The organism is Rhodococcus sp. (in: high G+C Gram-positive bacteria), from assembly GCF_049286785.1.
Taxonomy (GTDB): domain Bacteria; phylum Actinomycetota; class Actinomycetes; order Mycobacteriales; family Mycobacteriaceae; genus Rhodococcus_F.
Genome location: NZ_JBAQEO010000897.1, coordinates 1 through 5542, shown reverse-complemented (window position 1 = coordinate 5542; position 5542 = coordinate 1). Strand labels below are relative to the sequence as shown.

Annotated in this window: 6 protein-coding genes; 3 read left to right on the top strand and 3 right to left on the bottom strand. The window is 66.6% G+C overall.

Annotated features, from left to right (window positions below; genetic code table 11):
• The coding region (locus WAW17_RS32230; RefSeq protein ID WP_422336890.1) for a transposase at positions 1-205 on the top strand (205 nt) is incomplete at its 5' end.
• A 526-nt stretch (positions 206-731) separates the two neighbouring features.
• Here WAW17_RS32230 and WAW17_RS32225 read toward each other — a convergent pair.
• A complete protein-coding gene (locus tag WAW17_RS32225; protein ID WP_422336889.1) occupies positions 732-2312 on the bottom strand; it encodes a multicopper oxidase family protein in 1581 nt (526 codons plus the stop codon).
• A 36-nt stretch (positions 2313-2348) separates the two neighbouring features.
• On the bottom strand, positions 2349-2624 hold the full coding sequence (locus WAW17_RS32220) for an SHOCT domain-containing protein (RefSeq protein WP_422336888.1): 276 nt from the start codon (positions 2622-2624) through the stop codon (positions 2349-2351).
• Positions 2625-2756: 132 nt separating this feature from the next.
• Between WAW17_RS32220 and WAW17_RS32215 the strand changes: the two genes are divergently transcribed.
• Positions 2757-3521: a response regulator gene (locus tag WAW17_RS32215; protein ID WP_422336887.1), complete on the top strand. Its 765-nt coding sequence runs from the start codon at positions 2757-2759 to the stop codon at positions 3519-3521.
• A complete protein-coding gene (locus tag WAW17_RS32210; protein WP_422336886.1) occupies positions 3518-4702 on the top strand; it encodes a HAMP domain-containing sensor histidine kinase in 1185 nt (394 codons plus the stop codon). Before WAW17_RS32215 ends, WAW17_RS32210 begins: the two co-directional genes overlap by 4 nt.
• 62 nt (positions 4703-4764) lie before the next feature.
• Here the strand turns inward: WAW17_RS32210 and WAW17_RS32205 are convergent.
• A partial coding sequence (locus WAW17_RS32205; RefSeq protein WP_422336885.1) for a CocE/NonD family hydrolase C-terminal non-catalytic domain-containing protein occupies positions 4765-5542 on the bottom strand: 778 nt, incomplete at its 5' end.

Sequence of the window (5542 nt, the reverse complement as noted above, 5' to 3'; positions counted from 1 at the left end):
GCGTGGCATCGTCCCGCGCATCGCCCGGCGCGGTATCGAGAGGAACGACCGGCTCGGCCGGTACCGGTGGAAGATCGAACGCACCATCGCCTGGCTCACCGGCTACCGGCGTTTGACCATCCGCTACGAGCGCCGCGGTGAACACTTCGCCGGATTCGTCCGCCTCGCCGCCGCACTCACCTGCTTCAAGAAGGTCCCCACATGAGACAAGCTCTTAGTGAAAATCTGAGACACGAAGAAGGCCCCTCCGAATGGGAGGGGCCCTTCGTGAGTGGTGGGCATGAAAGGCTGGAAACCGCGTGGTGAAGCTGCCGACAGGGGTCCTTACGCCCCGGCGACCACCTACACGAACCACTTCCCTCGGCTACTGCCTCGGGCACCCACATCAAGTCGGTCATGGTTGGCGTCAACGCAACCGGCATACGCCTGACCTGCTCCTCGAACAGGCTGTGCACGGGCCGCGACGGCTCGCGATATGGCGTGCGTGACGGATGTGCAGTCCTAGCCGGGCATCGCGTCACATGGGCGGCATAGTCATCGGCATGTTCATCATCGGCGGCATTATGCCCATCATGCGCATACACATCATCATCATGTCCATCATGTTCATTCCCATTCTCCTCACCTCCTTCTGATCCAGTGGCGGTGTCGTGGCTGCAACGGGAAGGCTCCAGCCTTTCGGTGGGTCTCGGTGAGGGTTCGGTGCAGGGGGCCGATGACCGGTCATCAGCTCAACCGGCGTAGTCGAGGCGGGTCATCATCCCCGATTCCTGGTGGTAGCCGTTGTGGCAGTGCAGCATCCAGTCACCAGGATTGTCGGCGACCAGGTCCACCGCGACCGAGCGCATCGGCAGCACGATGACGGTGTCCTTGCGGGGGCCCGGGGTGCCGTCGGGTTTGACGACTTGGAAGGTGTGCCCGTGCAGGTGCATCGGATGCCACATCATGGTCATGTTCGTGAAAGTGAGGCGGGCGCGCTGACCTTGCCGAATCGTCAAGGGCTCGGTCCGGTCGTAGGGGCGGCCATTGATGGTCCAGTTGTAGCTCATCATGTTCCCGCCGAGATCCGCGGCCAGGTTCACCTCCGGCCGTCCCCCGGGGAGCAGGACGGCGTCGGCGGCGACGAAGGTGTCCACGGTGCCGACCCGGCCGCCCAGCTCGCGGGGCACGAATACGGGGTCGGGTGCGGATCCGGCGCCACTGCGCAGCAAGGCCCGGGCGTGCGCGTTCTTGCCTTCGGCCGCTGCGACGAGGGGAAAGATCCCGTCTCTTGCGGTGACGATCACGTCGTAGCGTTCGCCCATGCCGAGCAGGAGGGCATCGACGTCGACCGGGGTGATGGGGTAGCCGTCGGTGTGGGTGACGGTCATGGTGTGCTCGGCCAGCCCGATGCGGAAGGCGGTGTCGGCGGCGGCGTTGATGATACGGATCCGCACGCGCTGACCGGGTGTGGCGGTGAACGTCGTCGGGGCGGTCGGGATGCGACCGTTGATCAGATAGTAGGGGTAGGCGATGTCGCCGGCGTCACCGCCGAGGAGGGCGCTGGTACCCACCCCGGTCCGACTGGTCCCGGTGGCGGTGGGGACGCCGGTCTGATCCGACCCGCCACCCATGCCGCCCATACCGGGCATGTTGCCCATGCCGCCGGGGCCGCCCATCGATCCCATCCCGCCCGATTGCAGGTTGGAGAAGATCTCCTGGGGGCTGGTGCCGATTCCGTCGGTCCAGTCGTCGAGGACGACGATCCATTCGGCGTCGTAGTTGCCGGGTTCGGCCGGGTCGTCGACGATGACGGGCAGGTAGAGCCCGTAGTCGGTGTCGAGGCCGACGTGGGGGTGCGCCCAGTACGTTCCGGAATGGGGCACCGAGAATCGGTAGGTGAAGCTTTGACCCGGTCCGATGTCGGGGCTGGCGGGTTCGGCCCCGTCCATGTCGTTGCGCAGCGCAATGCCGTGCCAGTGCACCGATGTGCCGTGGTCGAGGGCGTTGGTGAGGGTGACCGCGACCTCGTCGCCGACGTTGGCCCGGATCGTGGCGCCGGGAACGTTGGGCCCGTAGGCGAGGGTGCGCACTTGTACACCGCCGAGGTCGATGTCGGTGGTCTGCGGGGTCAGGGCGGCGTCGACGATGCGGCCGGTGTGGGGGCGTGCAGCCTCTGCGGCGGACACCGCGTTCGTGTCGATCGGTTGTGGGCCGGGGACCGAGGTTTGACGGGTGCAGGCAGCCAAGGCGAGTCCACCCAGGCCTGCGGCCGCTGCGGTAAGGAAGGCCCGCCGATTGAGGCCGAATCCGTTTTCAGGCGCGTGCGTCATGAAATTCCTTCGACACCGACGTGCGGTATCACCTGGTCATCGGTTCGGTCCGGCGTGTAGCTGGTCTTTGCGGCTGCGGTACTCCTCGGCGTCGATCTCCCCTCGGGCGAAGCGTTCGTCGAGGATCTCGTCCGCACTCTGCCTGCCTGTGCCGGTGGCGCCGTAGGGAGGGTTGCGGTCTGCCCGAATGGTGCGGAAAAGGGCCATGACCCCGACGATGACCAATCCCCAGAATGCGACCGTCAGCAGGGCCATCAGCACCCAGCCGCCCCAGCCCATCCCCCAGCCCATTCCGTTGTTCCACCACATCATGGTTGTTCACCTTTCGTTGCTCTCCATCGTGGTACTCGAGCGCGCGGAATCGATGAGGATTCTGTGTAGTTTCGCTGAAGAAACGGCCGGTTCAGGGCGACCTGTACCGGACCGGGAAGAGCAGCGGCGACGATGGAGACCATGAACAGCACGCCACCCCTCTCGTCCGACAGCGCCGCGGGATATCGCGCCTTGGTCATCGACGACGAACGCCCGTTGGCAGCAATCGTCGCCAGTTACCTCGAACGCGAGAACTTCGAGGTCGCCGTCGCCTACAACGGGGTCGATGCGCTCGCGATCGCCCGGGAGATCGACCCCGACGTCGTGGTCCTCGACCTCGGACTGCCAGGCATGGATGGAATCGAGGTGTGCCGGGCATTGCGGACGTTCTCCGATGCCTACGTGGTGATGCTGACCGCCCGCAGTGCGGAGATGGACACCATCATCGGGCTGTCTGTCGGCGCCGATGACTACGTCACCAAACCGTTCAGCCCGCGGGAGTTGGTGGCCCGCATTCGTGCGATGTTGCGCCGGCCCCGGAACACTTCGGTGTACGAGACACCCCCGCCGGGGCCGGGCGTGAACGAGGCTCCGCCGCGGGTATTCGGGTCGCTGAGGATCGACGTCGCGGGCCGGGAGGTCCATCTCGGCGAGCACCCGGTCATGTTGACCCGCACCGAGTTCGATGTGCTGGCTGCGTTGTCGTCTCGGCCAGGTATGGCATTCAGCCGGCGCCAGTTGATCGAGGTGGTGTGGGGAGAATCCTGGGTCGGCAACGAGCACCTCGTCGATGTGCATGTCGGGCACTTGCGCCGCAAGCTCGGCGACGACCCCGCCGCTCCTCGGTACGTGACCACCGTCCGCGGCATCGGGTATCGGATGGGGGTCGGGCAATGACATCGAAACAGAGTCACGAGTCCGGCCCGGCAAGGCGGGGTCTACCGCGGAACCTCGGCCCGGGGCCGGTGCGCAGTCGCGTCCCCGGCCTGGGGATGCGTCTGCTGCTGGCCCAATCGATGGTGCTGGTTGCGGGCGCTGCAACCTGTTGGGTGGTCGCGGTGTTCGCCGGCCCCCCGCTCTTCCGCGAGCACCTGCACCGCGCCGGGATACCGGCCGCGTCCGACGAACAGGTCCACGCCGAGCAGGCGTACCGCTCCGCGACAGCCATTTCCCTGGCGGTGGCCCTCGGGGTGGCCGCGCTGGCAGCGTTGGTGGTGACCTGGTATTTCAGTCGGCGCCTGCAGCGTTCGGTGACCGAGGTAGCGTCCGCGGCGACCGCGGTGGCCAACGGCCGCTACGACATCCGGGTCACTCCACTGCACCTGGGTGAGGATTTCGACGCCCTCGCCGAGGCATTCAACCGGATGGCCGCCGGGCTCGAATCGGTCGAAACCACCCGCCGCCAACTGCTCGGTGACCTCGCCCATGAGATCCGCACCCCCGTATCGGTGCTCGAGGCGTACATGGAAGCACTCGAGGACGGGATCGAGACACTGGACGCCGACACCATCGAGATGCTCCGCGATCAGACCCGCAGGCTGGCCCGCTTCTCGGACGACGTCAACGCACTCTCCCATGCGGAAGAGAGCCGGACGTCCATCGAGCCCACCTGGGTGGCCCCCGCAGCACTGATATCTACCGCGCTCACGGTCGCGGCCGACCGCTACGCAGCGAAGGGAGTGTCGCTGAGCTCGCATGTTCCTGCACACCTGCCGCGGCTGTGGGCCGACCCGGAGCGGCTCGGCCAGGTCCTCGGCAACCTGCTCGACAACGCCTTACGTCACACCCCCGGGGGCGGCCGGGTAGAGGTGACCGCGGAACAGCGGGGTGGGCTGCTCGTGATCGAGGTGACCGACACCGGCGACGGGATCTCCGCCGAACACCTCCCGCACCTGTTCGAACGGTTCTACCGAGTCGACCTGGCACGCGACCGCGAACACGGAGGAGCCGGGATCGGACTCGCGATCACCAAGGCGCTCGTCGAGGCGCAGCGCGGTCACATCACCGCCGACAGCGGTGGCTCCGGAACCGGCAGTACCTTCACCATCACCTTGCCGCTGCGCCGGGATCAGCCATGAGGAAGTACTCGCTGACGGAAGACCCAGGCCGTGCGCGATACCGACGTGAGCCGACATGCTCGTTATCCGGTGACCGGCAGCACCAGTTCTTGGCCGGCATCACCGGAGGCAATGGTGACCTGATGGGGCAGCAGACCACCGCGGAAGCTCGGATCTCCGCCGGACACCACGAGCCGGATCCGGTGCCCCTCGTCGAAGCGATGGACGATGCCCGGCATCGTCATCTGCACCGGCCGGCCGGGATCGGTGATGCGCGCCGGCGCCACCTGGCCGTTGATCAGGGTTTCGGTGCCGTCCGGTGCCACGTCGTAGAGCTTCGCGAACACCACCACTGCGTTCTCGACACCGGGAACGACCGGAGTGGCCGCGACCCGGACATGGAGAACCGGTGCGCCCACGACGTCGACCGGCACGGCAAGAGCGTTCGACGACCACTCCACCTGGGTGCCGGGTAAGGCTCCCAGATGAACCGGTTCGCCCGGCGCCAGGTCCGGCGCTTCACGGTCGGTCGGCAATCCGCCGGGCGGGGTGTTCAGCGTGTGGGCACCGGGAACGATGGCGTCCCGGTAGTTCGTCAGCGAGCCGTCTCCGGAGAGATACAGTGAGATATCTTCGCCCACAGACACATCCGATGCCTCGGCATAGGCGGGAGCGGCATTGCCCGAGTACTCCACCCAGTTCCGGAAGTACGCGAAGACTGGCCCTGTGTCGACGTCGACGTCCTTCAGATATCGGTCGAACCAGTCGATGATCCGGCCGGTCTCGTACTGAGTTGCGGCATCCGGGCTCGTCGAGCTGTATTCACCCGGCGCGGGGGTGAGGTGGGAATGGCCCCAGCTG